Origin of the sequence: Arthrobacter sp. yr096, assembly GCF_900108925.1 — a bacterium.
Classification (GTDB): domain Bacteria; phylum Actinomycetota; class Actinomycetes; order Actinomycetales; family Micrococcaceae; genus Arthrobacter.
Genome location: NZ_FNYI01000004.1, coordinates 374,511 through 399,876 on the forward strand (window position 1 = coordinate 374,511; position 25,366 = coordinate 399,876).

Annotated in this window: 22 protein-coding genes and 1 pseudogene; 13 read left to right on the top strand and 10 right to left on the bottom strand. The window is 62.7% G+C overall.

Annotation, left to right across the window (positions count from 1 at the left end; genetic code table 11):
* Both BMY91_RS23130 and BMY91_RS12680 read right to left on the bottom strand, forming a co-directional pair.
* A pseudogene (locus tag BMY91_RS23130) lies at positions 1–1,076 on the bottom strand (hypothetical protein); the annotation flags it as partial.
* Positions 1,077–1,240: 164 nt separating this feature from the next.
* On the bottom strand, positions 1,241–1,984 hold the full coding sequence (locus BMY91_RS12680; protein ID WP_256212725.1) for an SACE_7040 family transcriptional regulator: 744 nt from the start codon (positions 1,982–1,984) through the stop codon (positions 1,241–1,243).
* A gap of 122 nt (positions 1,985–2,106) precedes the next feature.
* Here BMY91_RS12680 and BMY91_RS12685 point away from each other — a divergent pair, with 122 nt between their 5' ends.
* The 7 genes from BMY91_RS12685 to BMY91_RS12715 are packed head-to-tail and all read left to right on the top strand — an operon-like array spanning position 2,107 to position 9,999.
* The gene (locus BMY91_RS12685) at positions 2,107–3,717 is read left to right on the top strand and encodes a carboxyl transferase domain-containing protein (RefSeq protein WP_090822376.1); all 1,611 of its coding nucleotides are present in this window, start codon (positions 2,107–2,109) and stop codon (positions 3,715–3,717) included.
* 2 nt (positions 3,718–3,719) lie between these two features.
* Positions 3,720–5,882: an ATP-binding protein gene (locus BMY91_RS12690; RefSeq protein WP_090822378.1), complete on the top strand. Its 2,163-nt coding sequence runs from the start codon at positions 3,720–3,722 to the stop codon at positions 5,880–5,882.
* Positions 5,879–7,042 carry an acyl-CoA dehydrogenase family protein gene (locus BMY91_RS12695; RefSeq protein WP_090822380.1) on the top strand — a complete coding sequence of 388 codons (1,164 nt, stop codon included), beginning with the start codon at positions 5,879–5,881 and terminating at the stop codon, positions 7,040–7,042. Before BMY91_RS12690 ends, BMY91_RS12695 begins: the two co-directional genes overlap by 4 nt.
* A 20-nt stretch (positions 7,043–7,062) precedes the next feature.
* Positions 7,063–7,842, top strand: a complete 780-nt coding sequence (locus BMY91_RS12700; RefSeq protein WP_090822382.1) for a CoA transferase subunit A — start codon at positions 7,063–7,065, stop codon at positions 7,840–7,842.
* A gap of 2 nt (positions 7,843–7,844) precedes the next feature.
* Complete coding sequence (locus tag BMY91_RS12705; protein ID WP_090822384.1) at positions 7,845–8,597, top strand: CoA transferase subunit B; 753 nt, start codon at positions 7,845–7,847, stop codon at positions 8,595–8,597.
* A complete protein-coding gene (locus tag BMY91_RS12710; protein ID WP_090822386.1) occupies positions 8,594–9,079 on the top strand; it encodes a MaoC family dehydratase in 486 nt (161 codons plus the stop codon). The genes BMY91_RS12705 and BMY91_RS12710 overlap by 4 nt, the downstream gene beginning before the upstream one ends.
* A 47-nt stretch (positions 9,080–9,126) precedes the next feature.
* On the top strand, positions 9,127–9,999 hold the full coding sequence (locus tag BMY91_RS12715) for an HpcH/HpaI aldolase/citrate lyase family protein (protein WP_090822387.1): 873 nt from the start codon (positions 9,127–9,129) through the stop codon (positions 9,997–9,999).
* Positions 10,000–10,058: 59 nt separating this feature from the next.
* On the opposite strand, the gene BMY91_RS12720 is transcribed toward BMY91_RS12715, so the two are convergent.
* Genes BMY91_RS12720 through BMY91_RS12750 form a run of 7 tightly spaced genes read right to left on the bottom strand, consistent with a single transcriptional unit; the run spans position 10,059 to position 17,361 of the window.
* Positions 10,059–11,198, bottom strand: a complete 1,140-nt coding sequence (locus BMY91_RS12720) for a Gfo/Idh/MocA family protein (protein WP_177179910.1) — start codon at positions 11,196–11,198, stop codon at positions 10,059–10,061.
* The gene (locus tag BMY91_RS12725; protein ID WP_090822648.1) at positions 11,183–11,884 is read right to left on the bottom strand and encodes a ThuA domain-containing protein; all 702 of its coding nucleotides are present in this window, start codon (positions 11,882–11,884) and stop codon (positions 11,183–11,185) included. The genes BMY91_RS12720 and BMY91_RS12725 overlap by 16 nt, the downstream gene beginning before the upstream one ends.
* Before the next feature lie 48 nt (positions 11,885–11,932).
* Entirely contained in the window at positions 11,933–12,937 is a 1,005-nt protein-coding gene (locus tag BMY91_RS12730; protein ID WP_090822389.1) for a sugar phosphate isomerase/epimerase family protein, read from the bottom strand.
* Complete coding sequence (locus tag BMY91_RS12735; protein WP_090822391.1) at positions 12,934–14,178, bottom strand: Gfo/Idh/MocA family protein; 1,245 nt, start codon at positions 14,176–14,178, stop codon at positions 12,934–12,936. Before BMY91_RS12735 ends, BMY91_RS12730 begins: the two co-directional genes overlap by 4 nt.
* Positions 14,179–14,205: 27 nt before the next feature.
* Positions 14,206–15,105: a carbohydrate ABC transporter permease gene (locus tag BMY91_RS12740; protein WP_090822393.1), complete on the bottom strand. Its 900-nt coding sequence runs from the start codon at positions 15,103–15,105 to the stop codon at positions 14,206–14,208.
* The gene (locus BMY91_RS12745; RefSeq protein WP_090822395.1) at positions 15,105–16,037 is read right to left on the bottom strand and encodes a carbohydrate ABC transporter permease; all 933 of its coding nucleotides are present in this window, start codon (positions 16,035–16,037) and stop codon (positions 15,105–15,107) included. Before BMY91_RS12745 ends, BMY91_RS12740 begins: the two co-directional genes overlap by 1 nt.
* A gap of 4 nt (positions 16,038–16,041) precedes the next feature.
* Positions 16,042–17,361: an extracellular solute-binding protein gene (locus BMY91_RS12750; RefSeq protein WP_090822398.1), complete on the bottom strand. Its 1,320-nt coding sequence runs from the start codon at positions 17,359–17,361 to the stop codon at positions 16,042–16,044.
* Positions 17,362–17,647: 286 nt separating this feature from the next.
* Here BMY91_RS12750 and BMY91_RS12755 point away from each other — a divergent pair, with 286 nt between their 5' ends.
* Positions 17,648–18,682 (top strand): LacI family DNA-binding transcriptional regulator, encoded by a 1,035-nt coding sequence (locus BMY91_RS12755; protein ID WP_090822400.1) that lies wholly within the window; start codon positions 17,648–17,650, stop codon positions 18,680–18,682.
* A 67-nt stretch (positions 18,683–18,749) separates the two neighbouring features.
* Here BMY91_RS12755 and BMY91_RS12760 read toward each other — a convergent pair whose 3' ends face one another.
* Complete coding sequence (locus BMY91_RS12760; RefSeq protein ID WP_090822402.1) at positions 18,750–20,210, bottom strand: lipase maturation factor family protein; 1,461 nt, start codon at positions 20,208–20,210, stop codon at positions 18,750–18,752.
* A gap of 122 nt (positions 20,211–20,332) precedes the next feature.
* Here BMY91_RS12760 and dxr point away from each other — a divergent pair, with 122 nt between their 5' ends.
* The 5 genes from dxr (at position 20,333) to BMY91_RS12785 (ending at position 25,299) form a co-directional block, all read left to right on the top strand.
* The gene (dxr, locus tag BMY91_RS12765) at positions 20,333–21,520 is read left to right on the top strand and encodes a 1-deoxy-D-xylulose-5-phosphate reductoisomerase (RefSeq protein WP_090822404.1); all 1,188 of its coding nucleotides are present in this window, start codon (positions 20,333–20,335) and stop codon (positions 21,518–21,520) included.
* A 34-nt stretch (positions 21,521–21,554) separates the two neighbouring features.
* Positions 21,555–22,886 carry a M50 family metallopeptidase gene (locus tag BMY91_RS12770; protein ID WP_090822406.1) on the top strand — a complete coding sequence of 444 codons (1,332 nt, stop codon included), beginning with the start codon at positions 21,555–21,557 and terminating at the stop codon, positions 22,884–22,886.
* A 64-nt stretch (positions 22,887–22,950) separates the two neighbouring features.
* On the top strand, positions 22,951–23,244 hold the full coding sequence (locus BMY91_RS12775) for a YciI family protein (protein ID WP_090822408.1): 294 nt from the start codon (positions 22,951–22,953) through the stop codon (positions 23,242–23,244).
* A gap of 47 nt (positions 23,245–23,291) precedes the next feature.
* Positions 23,292–24,458, top strand: coding sequence for a flavodoxin-dependent (E)-4-hydroxy-3-methylbut-2-enyl-diphosphate synthase (gene ispG, locus BMY91_RS12780; protein ID WP_011774258.1), 1,167 nt, complete (start codon positions 23,292–23,294; stop codon positions 24,456–24,458).
* Positions 24,421–25,299: a GNAT family N-acetyltransferase gene (locus BMY91_RS12785; protein ID WP_090822652.1), complete on the top strand. Its 879-nt coding sequence runs from the start codon at positions 24,421–24,423 to the stop codon at positions 25,297–25,299. The genes ispG and BMY91_RS12785 overlap by 38 nt, the downstream gene beginning before the upstream one ends.
* Positions 25,300–25,366 lie beyond the last annotated feature (67 nt).

Sequence of the window (25,366 nt, forward strand, 5' to 3'; positions counted from 1 at the left end):
ATCAGGGTGATGGTGTCGTCGTCGGTGAGGTGGCGGGTTTTGTCCAACGCGGCACTGATGATGGTCGCGGAGCGGGACGGGAGCAGGGCTGAGGAGTGGGCGTCGGCGAGGATCTCGCGGCGGGCGGGAATGTGCTGGCCGGTCATTCCTGTCTGGGGTAGGACGTCGTTGGCGAGGGCGAGCCGGCGGCGGGCTTCGCTGATGCTGATCCTTAGCCGGGCGCGCAGGAACTCGGCGGCGTTCCGGTACCCGTCGTCCAAGGGACTGGCCGGGCTCCCGGCCTTCGCGGCACCGGCACTACCCGCCACCCAGGCGGCTGCGCCCGGTGTGGCTGCGCTGTGTGTACCCGTGGCTGCGCCCGGTTGGGCTGCGCTGTATGTACCCGTGGCTGCGCCCGGCTGGGCTGCGCCCAACGCCACAGAGTCGACCGGGTTGTCCGCACCCACGGCCGGTTCAGCCCATCCAGTCCGCCACTCCGGCGCTGCAGATGACGACCCTCTCTGCGCGTTCTGCGCCTCGTTCCGGGTCCGTTCGACGGCTTGGGCCGCCACCACCTGCAAGTACTCCAGAACCCGGGCAAACTCCTCGACTTTGCCGGCAAAATCCGCAGCCTCTACGAAACCAAAGAGGGAAGCTTCGGCCGCAGCCACCAAACGCGCTGAGTCCAGAAGAGCCGCGCCGTCGTCAAGAAGCGCCGCCAAGTCACGTCCATCAGTCGTGACAAGCTCCGGACGCTTAGCGTCGAAACCTTGGGCTAGTTGAGCAGCCTCCAAGCATTGGTCGGTCTCATGCTCAGGCCACAGTTCCAGAATCGACCCGGAACTGTGGGCCAAAGTGACTGTCATCTCCGGGTCCGCTGACCGGGGGTCCGTGGACCTGGTGCCCGCTGACATGGGGTCCGTGGACCTGGCGCCCGTGGACTTGGTGTCCGCGGACTCTGCAGGCCGGTCGAACTTTACCGGGCCGTTGGGCAGCCCAACCCCGTGGAAGCGGCTGATGGCGGTGACGGGCGCAGCCGGATCCTTGAACGCAGCCGGATCCTTGTACCCAGTCTTAACCAGGTGCGGCGTACTCAATTTCTGACGTGATAGGACCGCAGCGAGGGCAACGACAGCGGCGGACGGTGCCGCCCATGATGCTCTCAACTGCCCCATATCTTCCATGAAGAAATCATTTCACCGGGCTCCGACATTATGAGCGGACAGTTGGAAGAGGGCTCAAAACTCCCGGGAATTCAGCATCAAGTTGAAGTCAGAGCCGTGAAGGCCATCTGTTCCAGGATGGGGCGGGCAGACTTTACGGCGATCTTCCGGCCGTGGTGGCGTACTGAGTGCGGGGTGGAGTTGATCAGGCCAAACGCCGCGTGTGCCCGGACGCGCAGGGCAGGAATGTCCGCGCCATGGTGGATCCGCGCAAGGACGTCCACCCAGGTTTCAACGTAGCTGCGTTGCAGGGACCTGACTTCGGCTTGGTCGGCGTCGCTGAGGCTTCCGAAATCCCTGTCCTGGACCCGGATCACGTCGGGATTGCTGAGGGCGAAGTCCACCTGGAACTGGATCAGCCCCTTCAGAGCGGACTGGGGATCATCCGATTCCGACACCACCCGTAGTCCGCCCTCCAGCAGATCCCTGCTGACGCTGAGGAGAAGTTCACCCAGGACCGCTTGCTTGCCGGGGAAGTGGCGGTACACGGCCGGCCCACTGACACCCGCGGCGGCGCCGAGGTCTTCGAGGGAAACCCGGCTGAACCCGTTTTCCGCGAAGAGTCCCGCTGCAGCGGTCAGCAATGCCAAACGGCGGAGCTCCTTGGCGTGGCTTCGTTGCGTGGTTCCAACACGGTCGGTTCCAACACGGTCGGTTCCAACGCGGCCGGTTCCAGTGTGGTCGGTTCCTGCGCGGTCGCTACCAACGTGCGCTGTACCAGCGCGGTCGCCGTCTGCGCTTGCTTCCGGGCCTACGGCCACGTTGTCCTCCCTGGTGTTCATACCGTCTCAGCCAGCCTGGCGGGCCTTGCTGTGCTGGACATCACAGTTAATAAAGACTAACCTAAATTTCAGTTACGTGGCACTAACCGAAATGGCCTAGGGCCGGGAATGGAACACGGTCAATGGAGACACTTGCCAGCCTGATGGGATCCAGCAGCGGCACCTTCGAAGCCAACCAGGGAGCACAACTTGCCTTGGTGGAGGAACTGAAAGAGCGTTTGGCGACGACGGCGCTTGGCGGCCCGGCCAAGTCCCGGGAGCGGCATATCGCCCGGGGCAAACTTCTGCCGCGCGAACGCATTGACTTCCTGCTGGATGATGGCAGCCCCTTCCTCGAGATTGCACCGCTGGCCGCCAACGGCATGTACAACGACGATTCCCCGGGTGCCGGGGTGATCGCAGGCATCGGCCTGGTCCACGGCCGCCACGTCCTGGTGATTTCCAATGACGCCACGGTCAAGGGTGGAACGTACTATCCCATGACGGTCAAGAAGCACCTCCGGGCGCAGGAAATCGCCTTGGAGAACAAACTTCCCTGCATCTACCTCGTCGATTCCGGCGGAGCGTTCCTCCCCAGGCAGGACGAGGTCTTCCCGGACAAGGAACATTTTGGTCGTATCTTCTACAACCAGGCCAGGATGTCCGCGGCAAAGATCCCGCAGATCGCTTCGGTGATGGGGTCCTGCACCGCAGGTGGTGCGTACGTGCCCGCGATGAGCGATGAGACAGTTATCGTCCGGAACCAGGGAACCATCTTCCTGGGCGGTCCGCCGCTGGTCAAAGCAGCCATTGGCGAGATCGTCACTGCCGAGGAGCTCGGTGGCGGCGATGTGCACTCGCGGATTTCCGGTGTCACGGACCATTTGGCGGAGAACGACCAGCACGCGTTGGAAATCGTCAGGGACATCGTGGCAACGTTGCCGAAGCCGGCACAGCCGGCGTGGGACGTGCTCGACGTCGTCCTGCCGCCCGTCGTCGACCCTTCAGAGATCTACGGCGTGGTTCCCACGGACGTCAACGCACAGTACGACGTCCGCGAAGTCATCGCCCGGCTCGTGGACGGTTCCGAATTCCATGAGTTCAAGAAAAACTATGGCACCACGCTGGTGACCGGGTTCGCGCACCTCCACGGGCATCCCGTGGGCATCGTGGCCAACAACGGCGTCCTTTTCAGCGAGTCGTCCCTGAAGGGCGCCCATTTCATTGAACTCTGCGACCAGCGCGGCATCCCCTTGATCTTTCTGCAGAATCTTTCCGGCTTCATGGTGGGCAAGGACTATGAGCAAGGCGGCATCGCCAAGAACGGCGCCAAGATGGTCACGGCGGTTGCCACAGCCCGGGTGCCCAAGCTGACCGTCGTCATCGGTGGTTCCTTCGGCGCGGGTAACTATTCCATGTGCGGCCGGGCTTACTCACCACGTTTCCTGTGGATGTGGCCCGCCGCCCGCATCTCCGTCATGGGCGGCAACCAGGCCTCCAGCGTCCTTGCCACGGTCAAGAGGGACCAGTACGAGGCCGCAGGCCAGGAATGGTCCGCGGAAGACGAGGAAGCCTTCAAAGCTCCCATTAAGCAGCAATACGAGGATCAGGGAAGTCCCTACTATTCCACTGCCCGGCTCTGGGACGACGGCATCATCGACCCCGCTGACACCCGGCGAGTCCTGGGAATGGCCCTGGACGTCGTTTCCCGACAACAACTGCCCGAGACCTCCTTCGGCCTCTTCAGGATGTGACCATGACCCTGCCAACACATACCCTGCCCGCCTCCGCGCCGCCGGCCTTCAACGCTGTCCTGGTGGCCAACCGGGGTGAGATTGCGTGCCGTGTCATCCAGACACTGAAGGAGATGGGCATCCGCTCTGTCGCCGTTTACTCAGACGCGGATAAGGATGCCAAACACGTTGCGCTCGCCGATACCGCCGTTGCCATCGGTGGCAGATCGCCCGCGGAGAGTTACCTGATGATCGACGCCATCATCGACGCGTGCCGTCGCAGCGGAGCAGATGCCGTGCACCCGGGATATGGCTTCCTGTCCGAGAATGTGGAGTTTGCCAAGGCGCTTGAGTCGGCTGGAATCACGTTCATCGGGCCAGGTATCGGAGCCATTGAGGTCATGGGAGACAAGATCCGCTCCAAGAACCATGTCATGGCCTACGACGTTCCGTGCGTCCCCGGCATCGCCAAGCCCGGACTCACCGACCAGGAACTGATCGCTGCGGCGCCGGGGGTGGGATTCCCCTTGCTGATCAAGCCGTCAGCCGGTGGTGGCGGCAAGGGCATGCACGTGGTGGAACGGGCCGAGGACATGGCCCCCACGCTGCTGGCAGCACGACGGGTGGCAGCATCTGCATTTGGGGATGACACCCTCTTCCTGGAGCGGCTCATTCGGGCTCCCCGGCATATTGAGGTGCAGGTCCTGGCTGACAACCATGGCAACGTTATCCACTTGGGCGAACGCGAGTGCTCGCTCCAGCGGCGGCACCAGAAGGTCATCGAGGAGGCCCCGTCCGCCCTGTTCGAATCGCTGGCGGACGGAGCCGCGCAGCGGATGAGGATGGGCGAGGCGGCCTGCAACGCAGCGCGCTCGGTCAACTACAGCGGCGCCGGTACCGTCGAGTTCCTGGTCTCCGACGAGCACCCGGACGAGTTCTTCTTCATGGAGATGAACACCCGCCTGCAGGTGGAACATCCTGTCACGGAGATGGTGACGGGCATCGACCTCGTGGAATGGCAGGTGCGGATCGCCGCCGGTGAGGTACTTGCCGTCCAGCAGTCCGACGTCGTGCTTAAGGGGCATGCGGTAGAAGCCCGGATCTACGCCGAGGTCCCCGAGAGAAACTTCATGCCGTCCATGGGGCGGATCGTGGCCGTGGCCGAACAGGGCGCGGCGGATCCTGCAGTCACAGGGCTGGAACCAACCCACGCCAACGTGCGGATCGACTCCGCTATGCGAAGTGGCCTGGACATTACGGGCGACTACGATCCCATGCTGGCTAAAGTCATCGCGTGGGGCGAAGACCGGGCGGCGGCCCTGGATACTCTCGACGCGGCGCTTGGACGTTACACCTTGCTGGGCGTGGACACGAACGTGGAGTACTTAAGGCTGCTCATCAATGATGCCGAAGTCCGGGCCGGGCACCTCGACACCGGCCTGATTGAGCGGAAACTCCCGTCCATGACGTTCAGGCACGCGGGTCATCCGGAACTCATCGCCGCTGCGCTCACGCTGTGGCTGGGGCGCAAGGGCTCGGTGCTCGCCGGCACTGCGTGGAAGACTCCCGACTCCTGGCGCGTTGGCGCCCCCGGAGCATGGACTGCCACTTTCGGTGTTCCGGGCGGCAAGATGGCGACCGTGTCGGTCGCCAACAATGCGTCCGTCACCCAAAATGACCCCTCTGTGACAGTCACGGTGGACGACGCCCCTCCTGTGAAGGTCAGGGTGCTGGAAAGCGGCGGTGACAGCATCGTCCTGGAGCTCGACGGCGGGATGGTCACCTATGCGGTGGCGGCCGGCGGCGCAGGGGAGATGTTCGTTGGCAACGACGGCTGGTCCGCTCGGCTTGAGGTCCTGAACCGGGCTGATCGCCTGAGGCGCGTGCTCGCCGGGATCCAGCGTGACGAGGGAGCCGCGGATCCTGAAGTGCGCTCGCCCATGCCCGGGACCGTGGTTTCGGTGTCCGTGGCCAACGGAGATTCGGTGGAGGAAGGCCAGGTCCTCCTGGCTGTGGAAGCCATGAAGATGGAGCACCAACTGGTGGCCTCGGTATCCGGAACTGTCCACCTCAGCAGCAAGCCCGGGGACCTGGTCAAGGCAGACCAGGTACTCGCCACCATTCACGTAGCCGTAGCCCCTGAAGACACGGCCGGCAAGAGCACAGACAAGGAAGTCCAGCCATGAGCACCTTTGAACTGAATGAGGAATACCAGGACCTCAGCGACTCCGTCCGCGAGTTCGCCGACGAAGTAGTTGCGCCCGTGTCCGCCAAGCACGACGAAGAGCACAGCTTCCCCTACGAAGTAGTCAAACAGATGGGGGAAATGGGTCTGTTCGGCCTGCCGTTCCCTGAGGAATTCGGCGGGATGGGCGGAGACTATTTCGCGCTGGCCCTGGCTCTGGAACAGTTGGGCCGCGTGGACCAGTCCGTGGCCATCACCTTGGAAGCCGGGGTATCGCTGGGTGCCATGCCCGTTCACCGTTTCGGCACCGAGGAGCAGAAGCAGGAGTGGCTGCCGCAACTGGCCTCTGGTCGGTCCTTGGCTGGTTTTGGGTTGACGGAGCGTGAGGCCGGATCTGATGCCGGCGGCACCAAGACCCACGCCCACCTGGAGGACGGCCAGTGGGTCATCAACGGCAACAAAGAGTTCATCACCAACTCCGGTACGGACATCACCACCCTGGTCACCGTCACTGCAGTCACGGGCCTGAAGGAGAACGCCGACGGCAGCACCAAGAAGGAAATCTCCACCATCCTGGTGCCTACGGACACGCCCGGCTTCACGGCAGAAAAGCCATACAACAAGGTGGGGTGGAATGCCTCCGACACCCACCCGCTCACCCTGGATAATGTCCGTGTTCCCGAAGCCAATCTCCTGGGGGAGCGTGGCCGTGGCTACGCTAACTTTCTTTCCATCCTGGACGAAGGACGCATCGCGATCGCTGCGCTGGCCACCGGCGCAGCCCAAGGGTGCGTGGACTTGTCCGTGAAATACGCGAAGGAACGCAGCGCCTTTGGGCAGAACATCGGCAAGTACCAGGCCATCCAGTTCAAGATCGCACGGATGCAAGCCAGGGCACACACGGCCCGCTTGGCGTACTACGACGCCGCCTCCAGGATGCTGGCCGGCAAGCCGTTCAAGACCGAAGCGGCCATCGCTAAGATGGTCGCAGGCGAGGCAGCCATGGACAACGCGCGGGACGCCACCCAAGTGTTCGGCGGCTATGGCTTCATCAACGAATTCACGGTGGCACGGCATTACCGCGACTCAAAGATCCTTGAAATCGGGGAAGGCACCACCGAAGTCCAGTTGATGCTCATCGCCCGCGAGCTGGGTCTGTAACCGTACGGGAAGGATCAAGGATGATTGACAAGGTTGTTGCCAGCGCCGCGGACGCGGTGAAGGACATCCCGGATGGGGCTTCGCTTGCCGTGGGGGGTTTCGGGTTATGCGGAATCCCGGTTTCCTTGATCGACGCCCTCCACAGCCAAGGCACCACGGACCTGGAAACCGTCAGCAACAACTGCGGAGTGGACGACTGGGGCTTGGGCATCCTCCTGAGGGACGGGCGCATCCGGCGAACCATCAGCTCGTATGTGGGCGAGAACAAGGAATTCGCACGCCAGTACCTGGCCGGGGAGCTGGAAGTGGTCCTCACCCCGCAGGGCACCTTGGCCGAGAAGCTCCGCGCCGGTGGCGCCGGCATCCCCGCTTTCTACACCAAGGCCGGTGTAGGAACCCAAGTGTCCGAAGGCGGCCTTCCGCAAAAGTACGACGCCGACGGGAACGTTGCGCTGGCCTCCTCACCCAAGGAGGTACGCACCTTCAACGACGCGGACTATGTGCTGGAAGAGTCCCTGACACCGGACTTCGGTTTGGTCCATGCCTGGAAGGGCGACCGGCACGGCAACCTCGTGTTCCACGCAACAGCGATGAACTTCAACCCGCTTTGTGCCATGGCTGCGAAGACCACCATCGCTGAAGTAGAGGAATTGGTGGAACCCGGGGAGCTGGACCCCGAACACATCCACACACCTGGCATCTTTGTGCAACGGGTAGTGGTGGCAACTTCAAATGAGAAGCGGATAGAAAAGCGAACGGTGGCATTGTCCTCCGCAACCCCGGAGCAGGCAGGAGCCTAGCCATGGAATCGAACAGCCTCCAAGACCTGCCGCCCCGCCCCGAAGCCGTGCGCCACGAGTACCGGCGTGCCGACGTCGAACATCACGAAGCCAAAGGCTGGACCCGCAATGAGCTGGCCGCCCGCGTGGCCAAGGAACTGACCAACGGGCAGTACGTGAACCTGGGCATTGGTATGCCGACACTGATCCCCAACTACATTCCTGACGGGGTGGAGGTCATCCTCCATTCCGAGAACGGCATCCTGGGAGTGGGGCCGTACCCGGCGGAGGACCAAGTGGATCCTGACCTCATCAACGCCGGCAAGGAAACGGTGACCACCAACGCGGGAGCTGCTTTCTTCGATTCGGCATCCTCCTTCGGCATGATCCGTGGCGGGCACGTCGATGTGGCGGTTCTGGGCGCGATGGAGGTGGCGGCCAACGGCGATCTGGCCAACTGGATGATTCCCGGCAAGATGGTCAAGGGCATGGGTGGTGCCATGGACCTGGTGTTCGGTGCCAAGAAGGTCATCGTGATGATGGAACATGTGGACCGCAACGGCCGGCCGAAAATCGTCCAGGACTGCACACTGCCGCTCACGGGGAAGGGTTGCGTGGACCGGATCATCACAGACCTTGCGGTGATTGACGTGGTCAAGGACGAAGGGGATCCGCGTCTGGTACTCCGCGAGCTTGCCCCCAACGTCACGCTGGACGACGTCCTGGCCGCTACAGGGGCCGAACTGTTCGAAGAAGACCAGGAGCTCACCGTATGACGCGTGTTGTGGAGCAGCGCGGGCTGTATTTTGATGAACTGGAAGAAGGAGTGATCTACGCGCACAAGCCCGGCCGTACGGTCACCGAGACGGACAACGTCCTGTTCACCACCATGACCATGAACACGCAGGCGCTGCATCTGGACGCGGCATGGAGTTCTTCACAGCCGTTCGGGCAGCGGCTGATGAATTCCATGTTCACGTTATCCACCATGGTGGGGCAGTCGGTGACCCAGCTGACGCAAGGGACCATCATCGCGCAGCTGGGGCTGACGGATGTCACCTTTCCGCACCCGCTGTATCACGGGGATACCCTGTACACGGAAACGGTGATCAGCCGGAAACGGTTGTCCTCATCCCGCCCCGGACAGGGCGTGGTGACCATGCAGCACACCGGTCGGAACCAGGACGGCGTTGTGGTGGCTTTGGCCACCCGAACCTGCCTCATGTGGACCGAGCAAGCGCACGCCGCGCAGCCTTAGTCGCCCTTCCCGCGTTCATGTCAGCACTTCTCCAGCAAGGAATCCGCATGCCTTCTCCCGTTCCGTCCTCCGCAAGTGCAGTTCAGCCGTTCACCATGGGTCCGGCGCTCCTGTTCTGCCCAGCCGACCGGCCGGAGCGTTTCGGAAAGGCAGCTGATCGATCCGACGCCGTCATCCTGGATCTCGAGGACGCAGTGGCTCCTGCGGACAAGCCGGGGGCCCGCGAAGCGATCCTCGCGCAGCTCGGCGCGGCAAAGCTGGATCCGGCCTCCACCATCGTCCGGGTCAATCCCGTGGGGACGCCGGAGTTTGAGCTTGATCTTCAGACGTTGGCGAAGACGCCATACCGCACCGTCATGCTGGCCAAGGCTGAGAGCGCGGAGCAGCCCAGGTCCTTGGAGGGCTACCAGGTCATTGCCCTGTGCGAAACGGCGGCAGGCATCGTCAACGCTGCCGCGATCGCCGCCGAACCGAACGTGGTGGGACTCATGTGGGGTGCAGAGGACCTCCTGGCTTCTCTGGGTGGACTCTCCAGCCGAAACGACGACGGCGGGTACCGGGCTGTCGCGCTCCACTCACGGTCTGCTGTACTGCTTGCCGCAAAGGCCGCGGGCAAAGAAGCCATCGACTCCGTGTATGTGAATATCCCGGACCTTGAGGGCCTGATGGCCGAGTCCGCAGACGCCGTGGCCAGCGGCTTCGGCGCGAAGGCCTGCATTCACCCCAACCAGGTCGCCGTGGTTCGGGAAGCCTACGCCCCGAGTCCCGAAGCCGTCGCCCAAGCCACCGAACTCCTCGAAGCAGCGGCTGCGGCCGGCACGGGGGTGTTCCAGTTCAAAGGCAGGATGATCGACGGTCCCATCCTCAAGCACGCCCAAGCGACCCTGCGTCGCGCAGGCCTCGCGCGGGATGCCAGCTAAAGCCAATGTTCCCCCCAAAACATCCGCGTTAGCCGGCATCCTGGCCGGTGGTCGCAGCGCTAGGCGCTTACCGTCGTCGCGAGTTCCTGCAGGTCCACGGCGGTGGGCCGGGCGGCCGTGCTCCTGATGGCCACCGCCTGACCGCTCCTGGCGGACTCCAAGACTGATTCCATGACATCCAGGGCATGGAATGCCAGTTGGCCGCCGGCGCGTGGTTCCTGTCGTTCCGGTGTTGCTGCGAGATCGGCGATGCCGAACCCACGGCCGGAATCCACGTAGCCGGCCGAGACAGGCAGCGTTTCCCAGTCTTCAGCGCCCAGTGCGAAGAGCTGCACGTCGCCGTCAAAGTAGTTGGGGTCCGGGACGATCAACGAGCCCGTCTGCCCGTGGATCTCAATATTGGGGCTCTTGGTCTTGACGGCGTCGAAGCTCATGAACAGCGTGGAAAGAGCGCCGGACTGGTGGACCAGGACACCCGTGACGTGGGAATCGATGTCCACCGGGACTTTCTGGCCTTCGCGCGGACCCGAGCCAATGGTGCGTTCGCTGCGGGTGTGGCTCGCCGCGCCCACCACGGACACCACAGGTCCCAGCAGCGTCACCAGCGCCGAGACGTAGTACGGTCCCATGTCGAGCAGCGGTCCGCCACCGGGCTGGTAGTAGAAGTCGGGATTGGGGTGCCAGCGTTCGTGGCCCGGCGTTGCCATGGTTGCTGTGGCCGATACCGGCGCGCCGATGAGTCCATCATCGATCGCTTTGCGGGCCGTTTGGATACCCGTGCCCAGCACGGTATCCGGTGCGCAGCCAACCACTACTCCGGCCGCTGCGGCCGCGTCGAGGACCTCCAGGGCCTCGGCGGTGGTGGCAGCGAGCGGCTTTTCACCGTAGACCGACTTGCCGGCGGCGATCGCCTTCAACGCAATATCGGCGTGCGCCGCGGGGATGGTCAGGTTCAGGACGAGCTCGACGTCGTCCGCGGCCAGGAGCTCGTCCACGGTCAATGCACGGACTCCGTCGTAGGAGTCGGCCACAGCCTGCGCCCGGGCCGGATCGAGGTCCGCTACGGCCACAAGATTGATCGATTCCAGCCTGCGGAAGTTGCTCAGGTACTGCGCGATGATGGCACCGCAGCCGATGATTCCGACGTTCAGCGGCTTGGCAGGGTTCAGCGGCTTGGCAGGGTTCAGCGGGATGCCCACAGCATTCCCCTTTCGATGATGGTGCGGACGTTGCTCTCCTGGAGGATTTCCACGCGGTGGCCAGGGGTGCAGACAAAGATCCTGCCCTTGCCCCACTGGCGGGTCCAGATGGCGGGGGAGGTCACTTCGCGGTTCCAAGGGTCCCATTCCCGCACCTTTAGGGTGGTGGTGGCCAGGACATCAATGTAGTCGTCGCTGAGGACCCAGTATTGCTCCGTGACGAGGTCGAAATCGCCGATTCCCTGTGTGATCGGGTGCTCGGCGGCCGCGGGGAGCATGTTCACGGTGTAGGGGACATAATTGTCCGATTGCTCGCCGATCCGCTCGCCAGGGTGCTTGCCCGGGTGGCAGGCAAACTGGCCACCGATCAGATGCAGATAGTCCGAGTTGTTGCGGTAGGAATCGGCGATGCCACCGTGCCAGCCCGCCAGGCCGGTGCCATTCCCGACGGCGGTGCGGAGTCCCTCGAACTCGTCCTGTTCGATGGTGGTCATCGTCATGCACTGCACGATGAGGTCTACTCCCGCCATGTAATCAGGATCGGCGTAGATTTTGGGGGACTCTTCCACCCTGACGTCATAACCGTTGTCCTTGAGGCAGGGGATGAACAGCTCTGTGGCTTCCACCGGTTGGTGTCCGTCCCAGCCGCCGCGAACCACCAGCGCTGTCTTGTTATTGCTTGTCATGGTTTCCTTCATTTCGGGGCGTAATCATTGGGGTCTGGATCTGTTGGGTCAGCGCGTTGCAAAGGCAGCATCGAACGCGGCGGCCGGGGGACGGATGGCTGCCAGTTTCCGGACCATGTCCAGCGCCTGGGGAGCGCCGAGCAGCCGGTCCATGCCGGCGTCCTCCCACTCGATGCTGGTGGGTCCTTCATAGCCGATGGCGTTCAGGGTCCGGAAGATGGGCTCCCAGTTCACATCGCCGTGGCCGGCGGTGACGAAGTCCCAACCGCGGCGGGGATCTGCCCACGGCAGGTGGGATCCAAGACGGCCGTTCCGCCCGTTGAGCTGCCGCACGGATTCCTTGACATGGACGTGGAAGATCTTGTCCGCAAAGTCCTGCAGGAACATCACCGGGTCAAGGTCCTGCCAGATGAAATGGGAGGGATCGAAGTTCAGGCCGAAGCCGTCCCGGTGGCCCATCGCGTCCAGCGTGCGTTGGGCAGTCCAATAGTCATAGGCAATTTCTGAGGGGTGGACTTCAAGGGCGAACCTGACCCCAACCTCGTCGAACACGTCAATGATGGGATTCCAGCGGTCGGCAAAGTCCTGGTACCCGCGCTCGATCATGGCGTCCGAGGCCGGTGGGAACATCGCCACGTATTTCCAGATGGAAGAGCCAGTGAACCCCGTGACAGTCTTGACTCCAAGCCTCGCTGCTGCCCGGGCTGTAGTCTTCATTGCTTCGGCGGCCCGCTGCCTCACGCCTTCCGGTTCTCCGTCGCCCCATACGGCCGGGGACAGGATGTCCCGGTGGCGCTCATCGATGGGATCATCGCAAACCGCCTGCCCGGTGAGATGGTTCGCAATCGCGTGGACGGTCAGATGGTGCCTTTCCAGGACGTCCAGCTTGGCCTGCAAGTAGGCATCGTCCTCCACAATGCGCTGCGGATCCAGGTGGTCGCCCCAACACGCGATCTCCAGTCCGTCGAAACCCCACTCTCCAGCCAGCCGTGCCACCTCCTCGAACGGCAGGTCTGCCCACTGGCCGGTGAAGAGGGTAATGGGCCGCGTCATGATGCTTCCTTGTGGACGTTCTGCCAGCGGCTTGCGTTATCCGCGCTCGCCTCGACAGCGGCCAGAACCTTCTGCACCTGCAAGGCGTCCGCGAACGACGGCGACGGCTGCTCGCCTGCGCCGATGGCATTCACGAGGTCTACTACCTGATGGGTGAATCCGTGTTCATAGCCCAGGCCGTGGCCGGTGGGCCACCAGTTGGCGGTGTACGGGTGGGACGGTTCGGTGACCATGATCTTCCGGAACCCGGCATCCGGTTCCAACGCGGAATCGTAGAATTGCAGCGAGTTCATGTCTTCGAAGTCGAACGCGATGGAACCCTTGGTGCCGTTCAGCTCCAGGCGCATCGCATTCTTGCGCCCCAAGGCAAACCGGGTGGCTTCGAAGATACCGATGGGACCTGCCCCGGCCCGTGCGCCGGTGCCGCCGGGGCGGGCGTCAGTGCCGTCGTCGTGCCTGGCTTCGAAACGGGCGGTGAACAGCGCGGCGTCGTCCACGGTCACCGGACCGCGCGGGCCGTCAGCGCCACCGTGACCGCCCAAGCCCACAAAGTCGCCGCCAACCGGCCGCTCTTTCACGAACGTCTCCAGCAGCGCCGAGACGCCGGTGATGTTGAGCCCGGTGATCCATTGAGCGGCATCTATGCTGTGTGCCCCGATGTCACCCAGGGAACCTGAGCCGGACTTTGACTTGTCCAACCGCCAGGTCAGCGGGGCATCGGCATCACTGAGCCAGTCCTGCAGGTACTGTGCGCGGACGTGGCGAAGTTCACCCAAACGGCCGTCGTCCACCATCCGCTTGGCAAGGGCCAGTGCAGGTGTGCGGCGGTAACTGAAGCCGCACATGGAGAGCACACCACGCTCGGCTGCCGCTGTTGCCACGGCGGTCATCTTCTGCGCTTCTTCCACGGAGTTGGCCAACGGCTTTTCACACAGGACGTGTTTTCCGGCTTCCAGGGCGGCGATGGCAATCTCGGCGTGGGTGTTTCCCGGGGTGCAGATATCAACGAGGTCGATGTCGTCCCGTTCAATCAACCGACGCCAATCGGTCTCTGTGGAGGCCCAGCCGTACTTGCTTGCTGCTGCCCGTACACCGTCCGCATTCCTGCCCGCCACGGCCGTGAGTTCCGGTATGAGGGGCAAGTCAAAGAAGCGCGGTGCCGTGCGCCACGCGTGGGAGTGGGCGGCACCCATGAACGCATAACCCACCATGCCAACCCGCAGGGGCTTCGGTTCCGTCATGAGTAATTCCTTTCTGCTGGAAACCAGTTACTTGCTGAAACCGGCGGTCAGGCCGCTGAGCAACTGCCGGCGGGCCACCACGTAGACCACCAGCAGGGGGAGCGTGGCCAACACGACGGAGGCCAGCACCGCCGGAATGTTGACGCTGAACTCACCTTGGAAGGTCCAAAGCGACAACGGCAGTACACGGGTCTCCGGGCTTTGCGTGAGGATCAGCGGGAACAGGAATCCGTTCCACACATGCAGTGCGTTGTAGATGCCAACCGTGATGACAGCGGGCTTGGTCATGGGCAGCGCGAGGCGCCACATCATGGCCCAATCAGAGCAGCCATCCAGCCGCATCGACTCAAACAACTCATTGGGAACATCCCGCATGAAGTTGGACAGGATGAGCACGGACACGGGGATCGCGAACGCAATGGACGGCAGGATGAGGGCCAGCAAGGTGTCGTACATGTGGGCTTTGGTGATCATCCAATAGATGGGGATGATCGTGGCATGCAGCGGGATGGCGAGGCCCAGCAGGAACACATTGTTGGTCCAGCTGAGGAACCTGCCTTTGCCTCGAACAATTGCGTAAGCCGCCATGAAGGCGACAAAGAGGGCTGGAACCACACTGCCCACGGTCACGATGAGGCTGTTGGCGAAGTACCTGGCGAAGTCGTTCTCCAGAACCAGCTTGTAATTGTCCAGCGTTGGCTCAGCCGGAGGCAGCATCGGGTTGGAGGTGAAGAACCCTGCTTGGTTCTTCAGGCTTGTGATCACCACGTAGTAGACCGGCACAATGATGATCGCCAACCAGATCCAGCCGCCCAGACCACCCAGAAGGTTGGGCCGCGAGCGGCCAAGATTTTGGGGCCGACGGCGGGTGGTCACCGGCGTTGGCAGCGCGGAGGGTGCTGTTGGGAGTTGAGTGGTGGAAGCCATTAGGCGCCTTCCAATTGGCTGGCGTTGCGGTTCTTGCCGCCGAGTCGTTGAAGGAACAAAGCCAAAGCCAGGCCGATGACCACCAGGATCACGCCCAAGGCGCTCGCAGCTCCCATGTCATTGGCTTTGAAGCCGGTGAGGTACATGTGGAGCGGAAGCAGCCTGGTGGAGTAGCCAGGGCCGCCGGCCGTGAGCACGAAGATCAGGTCGAAGTAAGCCAGGGACCCCACCACCATGAGCGTGGAAGAGGTGATCATGGTGTATTTCAACTGCGGCAACGTGATGTTGAAGAACTGTTGGATCCTGCCGGCACCGTCGATTTGTGCTGCCTCATACAGCGAGGTGGGGATTTGCCGTACGCCGCCTTGGTAGATGAGCGTGTGGAACGGCACGAATTGCCAGGCGATCACAAAGACCACCACGAACAGCACCAGATCCGAGTTACCCAGCCAGTCCTGCGCCAGGAACGGCAGCCCCAAGCCTGGGCCAAGGCCGAAGTTGGGGTCCAGCAGCGCCTTGAAGGCAATGGCCACAGCAGCCGAGGACAACAGCAGCGGTACGAAGTAGAGAACCGCCAGAGCGGCCCGGTACCTCTGACTGGCGGCAGTGAAGACACCGAGCAAGAGGCTGATGGGTGCCTGGACGATGAAGGAGAAGAGCATGATCTTTGCTGTCACCAGGAGGGCGTTGCCCGTGACGGGATCGGCCAGGACCGTGTTCCAGCTGGAGAGTCCGTCGAGTTTGATCTCGCCAAGTCCGTCCCAGCGGGTAAAGCTGAGGAACAGGACTCCCAGGAGCGGGAGGATGGCGAAGAGCATGAAGAACGCGAGGGCCGGGGCCGCCAGCCATCCCGAAGGACCTTTTTCCAAGGTCCGTCGGGATGCCTGACCCCGCCGGGACAACTGCTCCCGGGTGGTTGTTGTGGTTGACACAGGACTACTTCCCGATCGTCGCGTTCATGGTGGAGGCGAACTGCTCAGGGGTGATCTTCTTCAGGAAGATCTGGTCGAGGTTTGCCAGCATCGCGTCGCCTTGGGCGGGGCTGAGGGCCTGGTCCCAGGAGAGGGTGAAGCTGGGGGCGTTCTTAGCCATGCCGTAGACGTAGGTCAGGAAGTCCTTGTCCGGGGAAGCAGCGAGCTTGTCCTCGATACCGTTGACCACCGGCACCGCACCTGAATCAATGAGTCCCTGGATGTTCTCGTCCGTGAACATGCCATCGGCGACGTAGTCCAAGGCTGCCTTCTTTTGGCCTTCAGTGGCTTTCGAGGAGAGGGACCAGAAGTTCGAGGGGTTGCCCACGACGTTGGCGGGATCACCCTTGCCACCCTCCACTGTGGGGAACGTGGTGTAGCCAAGCTTGCCGCTCTTGACGAAATCTGCGGCGTCCTTCTTCAGCCCTTGGTAGATCCAGCCACCTTGCAGGATCATGGCGGCTTTGCCCGTGTACATCAGGGCTTGGTCAGCGTTGCTGTCAGCTGCAACCGACGAGAAGCCGTTGATGAAGCCTCCGGCGTCCACCAGATCCTGGATCTTGGTCAGGGCCTCAATCACGGCCGGATCCGACCAGGCATTGGGCTTGTTCGCCGCGATGTTCGCGAAGACCTCGGGGCCTCCAATGCGTTCCACCAGGTACTCGAGCCACATCAGGTCAGGCCACTTGGACTGCCCACCCAGGGAGAAGGGAGCAACGCCGGCTTCCTTGAACTTGGGGACCAGTGCCATGAGTTCGTCCCAGGTCTTGGGGGCTTCTGCACCGATTTTCTCGAAGACTTCTTTGTTGTAGTAAAGGACTACGGGCTGCACGTTGTTGTTGGGCAGAGCGTACGTCTTGCCCTCGATCTCGCCGTTCTTGAGCACCGAAGGAAGGTAGCGGCTCTGAACATCAGGGTGTTCCTTGAGGAAGCCGGAGAGGTCGTCCACCTGGCCGGAATCAACGTAGGACTTCAGGACGCCGCCGCCCCAGCCGTAGATGAAGGTAGGTCCCTGGCCGGCGCCGACGGCGGTCCGCACCTTGGTCTTGTAAGCATCGTTCGCGAAGAAGTCGAGCTTGATGGACGAATCGGGGTGTGCCTTGTTCCAGGAGTCAACGGATGTCTGGAGGACGGGCTGGTTGCCGCCTGTCAGCCCCCACATGGTTGCGGAGTCCGCGGATGTTCCCGACCCCGCAGGTCCGGAGGATCCGCAGGCTGCCAGGGCAATCGACAATGCGGCTGCGGAAACCGCCATTCCGGCGGTGCGCAACTTCAGATTTTTCATGTGCATTTCCATTCGTCCTTCGGGCTCGACTCTGATCGCCCGGTTGTTTCGTGTAAAAAGCCACACTCCGCGGCGGAACGATCTACATCGATCGTTTCGAATCCGTTGACATTTCGAAATATTTCGACAATCCTTTCGGAAGTGCCCACCAAATTTAGCTGTGAGGGGCATCACCGTCAAGCCCCAAGGCTGGCTTATTTTCAGGAGATTATGACCTTGCATTGACGGGGCAGGCATGCATCAAGCACACTGAATGCGACCGAAATATTTCGAAAGCAGGAGCATTGTGGATCGTGATCTTCGCCCGTCCAAGCTCACTCTGGCCGCCGTCGCCGCGGAAGTGGGGGTTTCAGCGCCCACCGTTTCCAAAGTTGTCAACGGCCGCGAGGACGTAGCGGAGGCAACCCGCGCCCGGGTGCTGGCAGCTCTTCAGCGCACCGGCTACAAGTCGCCCGTGCAACGCAAAAGCATTCCCGAGCATCGCGCCGTGGAGGTGGTCTTCGATTCCTTGAATTCGGCCTATGGGGTGGAGGTGCTCAATGGAGTCATGGAGCACGCGGCGGTGTCCGAAATGGAAGTCATTCTCTCCATTACCGGGCGCCAGGCGGCGTCGCCGTTGGGTCCGGAGGAACGCGCGCAACGCATGATCGACGAAGGCCGGGCAGGCATGATCGTGGTGACCTCGGCGTTTGGAGCCGCTCAATTGGAGGCTTTCAAACGACGCCAAATCCCTATTGTGGTGGTTGACCCGCTGAATCCGCCCCCCGCCGATGTTTTCAGCGTTGGCGCCAGCAACTGGGCTGGCGGGAAGGCTGCGGCCTCGCACCTGTTGGAGTTGGGCCACCGGAAGATCGCCTACATTGGTGGTCCTTCGACGGCGGAGTGCAGCCAGGCCCGCCTGCATGGCTACATGGCTGCCTTGATGGCAGGGGGAGTCACCGTGGACGACGACTACGTTTCTGCGGGCCCGTTCAAACCGGAGAACGGCGTACGGGCCATGAAGGCCTTGTTGGCACTCGACGATCCGCCCACCGCGATCTTCGCCGGCAGCGACAGCATCGCCCTCGGCGTCCTGGCAGAAGCCCGACGTCAGGACGTTCGGATTCCCGAGGAAATGAGCTTGGTGGGATTCGACGGCACGCATCAAGCCGAAGAGTCAGTACCGCCACTGACCTCAGTGTCCCAGCCGCTACAGGAAATGGGACGATCCGCGCTGAGCTTCATCCTCCGCCAGAAGAACGGGGAGGAAATCGACTCGCGCAGGGTGGAACTGGCCACACACCTCGTCGTCCGGGAGTCCACGGCTCCGCCGCGGGCGTAGCCGCCATGGGCGTAGCCGCCATGGGCGTAGCCGCCATGGGGGGTAGGCCGTACAGGGAGGCCGCCGTCTAGGGGAGCTGCCGTCGTCGACTGTTCAGTTCCATGGGCGGGATGGCGTCATACAGCAACACCCGCACCCAACGGTCGCCCGTTTCGCGGAACTCCGCACGGCTGGCGAAGCGGTACAGATAGCTGCGCGCCCGCACCCAACGCGGGCGTTCGCCGTCGAAAGGGTCCCGGCCAAGCAGCCCAAGCGTCGGCTTGTCGGCCTCCAGCAACTTATCCATGAAAGCGTAAAACCAGTCCTCGTGGACGGTGCGCAACGGCAGGAACCACATCAGCCAGTCCAGCCTGAGATGATACGGCGCCCATTGCCGGGAGAGTCGCCGGACATCGCCCGGCTTCCCTTTGAACCCGTACTCCAACCACCGGCCATCCGGCACGTTGGCTTCCGCATCCAACGTGCCCTCCACCACGATCTCGATCCGCTGCTTGGTGACAGTCCCGAACGCGCCGTAGGCGTTGACCAGTCGCCACCGGTTAAAGCTCGCATTCATCAGTTGCTGTCTCGAGAACAGATTGAGGAGCGGGCGGTAGCTCAGTACCAGCAACAGAAGGGTTACAAGGACGACGACGGCGAGCCACCACCCCGGGGTTTCGGCGCCTGCGTGCCACTCAAGCGGGATGAACGGGAAAACTGCATGCGCCACGGGATCGCTTAATGCAGCGAACGCCAGGACGATAGCCACCCAGTTCAACCACGCAAAGTTCCCGGTGCCCACCAGCCACAGCTGGGTGACGATGATGACGCTGGCTGCGATGCTGGCGAGCGGTTGCGGTGCGAATAGGAAAAAGGGGACCACCAGTTGCGCGAAGTGGTTGCCCATCACCTCCACTTTGTGGAGTGCGCGCGGCAATAGGTGCGCCTGCCTGCTGAGCGGGCCGGGCATTGGCTGTGTCTCATGGTGGTAGAACATCGCCGTCATGTCGCGCCATTCGCGGCCACCCCGGATCTTGATCATTCCTGCACCGAACTCAAGCCGGAAAACGAGCCAGGCAATGAGGATCAAGATGGTGGTGGGTGGGGGAGTCTGGTCCGAGCCAAGGAATGCCACCGTAAATCCGGCTTCGAGGAGCAGGATCTCCCAGCCAAAGCCGTAGAACGTTTGGCCCACGTTGACGATTGACATGTAGAGAAACCATAGGGTGAGGAAGGCCAGCATGGGCACCCACGGTGGGCCGGTTTGGGGTAGACCTGCCACCAGCAGCGCAGCGATCGCCATGCCCGCCCAGCACACTGCCCTGAGGAAACGGTCCGAATAGTGCCGCGTGAAGAGGGTGGGCCGGTCCAGGCGACGGGCCAAGCCCAGGAAGTCCGGTACCGGCAAGAGCCCGCGCTCGCCGAGGAGGGCTGGAAATTGGTTCAGGGTGGAAAGGAACGCAACCAGATACAGCGCAGCCGTGCCGCGCTGCAACACTTGCCGGGCGAATTCGTAGTCCCGCGCGTCGAACCAGGACAGCCACTCCACATTCCCACGGTACGCGTGAATCCAACGGTACGCGCGGCAGGAGGCCGGTCAAGCGGCCCGGGTTATCCACGTGATGCCCTGGACCGGTCGCTGCTCCCTGTGCCGGCTGGGATACTTAAGCAATGCAGCCGCGCAAGATCGTCATCCTCGGGTCCACCGGTTCCATCGGCACACAGGCGATTGATGTCGTCGATGCTGCCCCACACCGTTTCGAGGTGGTGGCGCTGAGTGCCGGCGGCGGGAATCTTGAGCTCATCGCACGGCAGGCCGTGCACACCAAGGCGCAGGCAGTGGGTATCGCCGGGGGAGATGCCACGCTCTTGCGGCAGCTGATAGCCGCAGCCGCAGCCGCGTCCGGTCTGGTCAACTTCGCTCCGGAAATCTTTGTTGGTCCGGACGCCTCCACACACATCGCAGCCATCGAATGCGACGTCGTCCTGAATGGCATCACCGGGTCCATCGGCCTGGCGCCCACGCTCGCTGCGCTCAGAACCGGCGCCACATTGGCCCTGGCCAACAAGGAATCACTGATCGTCGGGGGCGCCCTGGTCAAAGCCGCCGCACGCCCCGGTCAGATAGTCCCTGTTGATTCCGAGCATTCCGCCATTGCCCAGTGCCTGCGTTCCGGCACTGAACAGGAAGTGGAGAAGCTGATCCTCACGGCCTCCGGTGGTCCGTTCCGCGGGCGGAGCCGCGAGCAGCTTCACAGCGTCACGCCGCAGGAAGCGCTGGCCCACCCCACGTGGGACATGGGCCTCATGGTCACCACCAACTCAGCCAGCCTGGTGAACAAGGGCCTGGAAGTGATCGAGGCCCACCTGCTCTTCGATGTTCCCCTGGACAGGATCGACGTAGTGGTTCATCCTCAATCGGTGGTCCACTCCATGGTCCAGTTCGTGGACGGATCCATCATCGCCCAGGCCTCGCCCCCGGACATGAGGCTGCCCATCGCCCTGGGGCTGGGCTGGCCGGACCGTGTGCCCCATGCTGCCAAGGCCTGCGACTGGACTCAAGCCACCAGCTGGACGTTTGAGCCACTGGATACCGTGGCGTTCCCGGCCGTGGACCTCGCCAAGGACGCAGCCAAGCAGGGCAGTACCTTCCCTGCCGTCTTCAACGCCGCCAATGAGGAAGCTGTTGTTGCCTTCCACGCCGGCCGCATTCGTTTCACGGACATCGTGTATACGGTTGAGTCTGTCCTCAGTGAACATTCAGGCTCTTCTGAGCTAACGGTGGAGTCCGTGCTGGATGCTGAGAAGTGGGCACGCGGCCGAACCCACGATCGTTTAGCCACCAGCAGCGCCCTGTAGCTCACACAACCTTTACGGAAGCAGTCCCACCGGCATGAGTCCAGTCCTTCTCTTTATCCTCGGAGTCGTCTTCGTCGCGATCGGCGTAGCCGTCTCCATCGCGTTGCACGAGGTAGGCCACCTGGTGCCTGCGAAGCTCTTTAAAGTCCGCGTGACCAAGTACATGATCGGCTTTGGACCCACGCTGTGGTCCAGGAAGAAGGGCGAGACCGAGTACGGCTTCAAGGCCCTACCCCTGGGTGGGTATGTGTCCATGATCGGCATGTACCCGCCGAACAAGGAAGATGGTGCAGTCCGCCCCTCGAGTACGGGCATGTTCCAGACGCTGGCCACCGAGGCACGTTCCATGGCACATGAAGAAGTGGGTGCCGGGGACGAAAACCGTGTGTTCTACAAGCTTCCTGTATGGAAAAAGATCATCATCATGCTGGGCGGCCCGGCCATGAACATGATCATCGGGCTCATCCTGTTGGCGGTCCTGCTGATGGGCTTTGGCACAGCCCAGGCAACCACCACCATCGCCGATGTTTCCAAATGCCAGGTTGCGGCGGGGGAGACTGTGGATCCGGACTCGGCTGACTGCAAGCCCACCCCAGCCGCTGCCGCCGGTCTCCAGCCAAACGACACCATCACGTCCTTCGATGGAAAGCCCGTCACCAGCTGGGACGAGCTGACGGGCTGGATCCGTGCCTCCGCGGGTAAGGAGGTGCCCATCACGGTGCAGCGGAACGGAACTTCCGTGGACGCCACGGTGACGCCCGTGCTTTCGTCCCGCCCCGTCGTCGGTTCCGACGGACGCCAAGCACAGGACGCCAATGGGGTTCTGCAATATCAGGAGGTCGGTTTCCTGGGCATCGGTGCCCAAAGTGCCTTGGTTCCGCAACCGGCGTCGGCCGTTCTTCCCATGGCCGGGGAAAACATCAAGCAGATCTCCGGTGTGATCTTCAACCTGCCCGCCCGGGTGGTTGGCGTTGCGAAAGCAGCCTTCAGCGAAGAGCCGCGCGATCCCAACGGACCCATCAGTGTGGTGGGTGTTGGCCGCGTCGCAGGCGAAGTCGCTGCCATGGAGGAGGTTCCGATGCAGGCACGCATCGGAACCCTGGTGGGCTTGCTGGCCGGGCTCAATTTCGCGTTGGCCATCTTCAACCTCATTCCCTTGCTGCCCCTTGACGGTGGTCACGTGGCCGGAGCGCTGTACGAGGGCGCGCGACGCCAAGTAGCCAAATTGCGCGGCAAGCCGGACCCGGGCGCATTCGACATCGCAAAACTGCTGCCCGTTACCTACGTGGTGGCAGCGCTGCTCATGGCGATGGGCGCCCTGCTGATCTACGCGGACATTGTGAAGCCGGTGAACATCTTCGGTTGACCGTTGAGTATTTTCGGCACACCCATGAACATTTTCGGCAGAGCAGGCGGGATAGGCTAGCTCCATGACTGTTTTCGCTGTTGAGTACGTATACGTTGCAGATTCCGGTCCCCTTCGCGACGAAGCCCGCCCCGCACACCGTGCCTGGCTCGGCGATCTGGCCGAGGAAGGCACTCTGCTGGCCAGTGGCCCGTACGGTGACGGTGCTGGCGCCCTGCTGATCTTCAAGTCCGCAGACGAAGCCGGGCTCAATGACCTCCTCAAGCAGGATCCGTTCGCTGAAGCCGGCGTCATCGCCGGCATCCGTACCACGGAATGGGCCCCCATCATCGGCGTCCTGGCTGCCCACGCGTCCTAAGCGGACGCTCTCTACTACTTCGATCCACCCCAATCCAAGGAGTCCACGTGACCTCGGTCAGCCTGGGAATGCCAGCAGCCCCACCCCCCGTCCTTGCCCCCCGCCGTAAGACGCGGCAGATCAAGGTTGGGTCCGTTGGTGTTGGTTCCGACTCGCCCATCAGCGTTCAGTCCATGACCACTACGCCCACCACGGACATCAACGCCACGCTTCAGCAGATCGCTGAGCTGACTGCTTCCGGCTGTGACATCGTGCGAGTTGCCTGCCCCTCCGCGGACGATGCTGAAGCGTTGCCCATCATTGCCCGCAAGTCGCAGATCCCCGTCATCGCGGACATCCACTTCCAGCCGAAGTACGTCTTCGCCGCGATTGAAGCAGGATGTGCCGCGGTCCGCGTGAACCCGGGCAACATCCGGAAGTTCGATGACCAGGTCAAGGAAATCGCAGCAGCGGCCCGGGACCACGGTACGTCCATTCGTATCGGCGTCAACGCCGGTTCCTTGGAACCGGGCATCATGAAAAAGTACGGCAAGGCGACGCCTGAGGCGCTGGTTGAGTCCGCCGTCTGGGAAGCCTCGCTGTTCGAAGAGCACGGCTTCCACGACTTCAAGATCTCCGTCAAGCACAACGACCCCGTCATCATGGTGGCCGCCTACGAGATGCTTGCCGAGAAGGGCGACTGGCCCCTCCACCTCGGTGTGACCGAGGCCGGTCCGGCATTCCAGGGGACCATCAAGTCGGCAACGGCTTTCGGTGCACTCCTCTCCCGTGGCATTGGCGACACCATCCGCGTTTCCCTTTCGGCCCCGCCGGTAGAGGAAATCAAGGTGGGCAACCAGATCCTGCAGTCCCTGAACCTGCGCCCGCGCAAGCTCGAGATTGTGTCCTGCCCTTCGTGTGGCCGCGCCCAAGTGGACGTGTATACGCTGGCTGAGCAGGTCACCGCCGGCCTCGAAGGCATGGAGATTCCGCTGCGCGTTGCCGTGATGGGCTGCGTGGTCAACGGACCCGGTGAGGCCCGTGAAGCCGACCTGGGCGTGGCCTCCGGAAACGGCAAGGGCCAGATTTTCGTGAAGGGTGAAGTCATCAAGACTGTGCCTGAGAGCGAAATTGTTGAGACACTGATCGAAGAGGCCATGCGTATCGCTGAAGAGATGGGGGAGGCCGATGGCGAAGATGCTGTCAAGGGTAGCCCCGTGGTTAGCGTCTCGTAACGAGAACGGCCTGGGAGTCAGGGTGCTCGGCAGTGCCGACACCCTGGCTCTTCGCGCGCTTGCACGTGAGGACGTCGTGGCCAACGTCTTCATTTTGGCCCATTTGGACAGCACGGGCACAGCCGCGCCCACCAGCGGTGGCGCCAGCGTCTTCGGAGTCTTCGACGGCGGGACACTCCTGGGTGCTTGCTGGGCAGGAGCCAATCTGGTGCCCGTGCAACTCGATCCAGGGCTGGCAGGCTACATAGCCACGGCAGCCCATCAAACAGGACGCCGGTACGCTTCCATTTTTGGGCCAGCCGATACCGTTCTGGCGTTGTACTCCCGCTTCGAGCAGTTAGGTCATGGGGCGCACGAAGTACGTGCGCAGCAGCCGCTTCTGACGATCTCCGGAGCCCCCGCCATTCACGCCAATCCTGCGCTGACCTTTGGCGCCATGAACGACTTCGACCGCATTCTGCCTGCCTGCGCAGCGATGTTTGAGGAAGAGGTTGGGTATTCGCCCTTCCTTGGAGGGCAGGAGTTCTACAGCCGTCGGGTTGCCGGGCTCATTCGGCAGGGCCATTCTTTGGTCCATATCGATGCAGCAGGCACGGTGATCTTCAAGGCAGAACTGGGCGCTGTCACCCAGGACGTTACCCAGGTGCAGGGCGTGTGGATGAATCCGGACCTGCGTGGCCGCGGCCAAAGCGCCGGCTACATGGCCGCCGTCGTGAATCTGTCACGGACTTTTGCGCCGGTGACGAGCCTTTACGTGAACGATTACAACGCCAAGGCCCGCGCTACTTACGAGCGTGTGGGCTTCGAGCAAGTGGGCACGTTCGCCACGGTACTTTTCTAGGCCAGGGGCTTCCTGCTTGTATTCTTATCTTCGCTGACGTCTGTCAACACATCACTCACATTTCCCT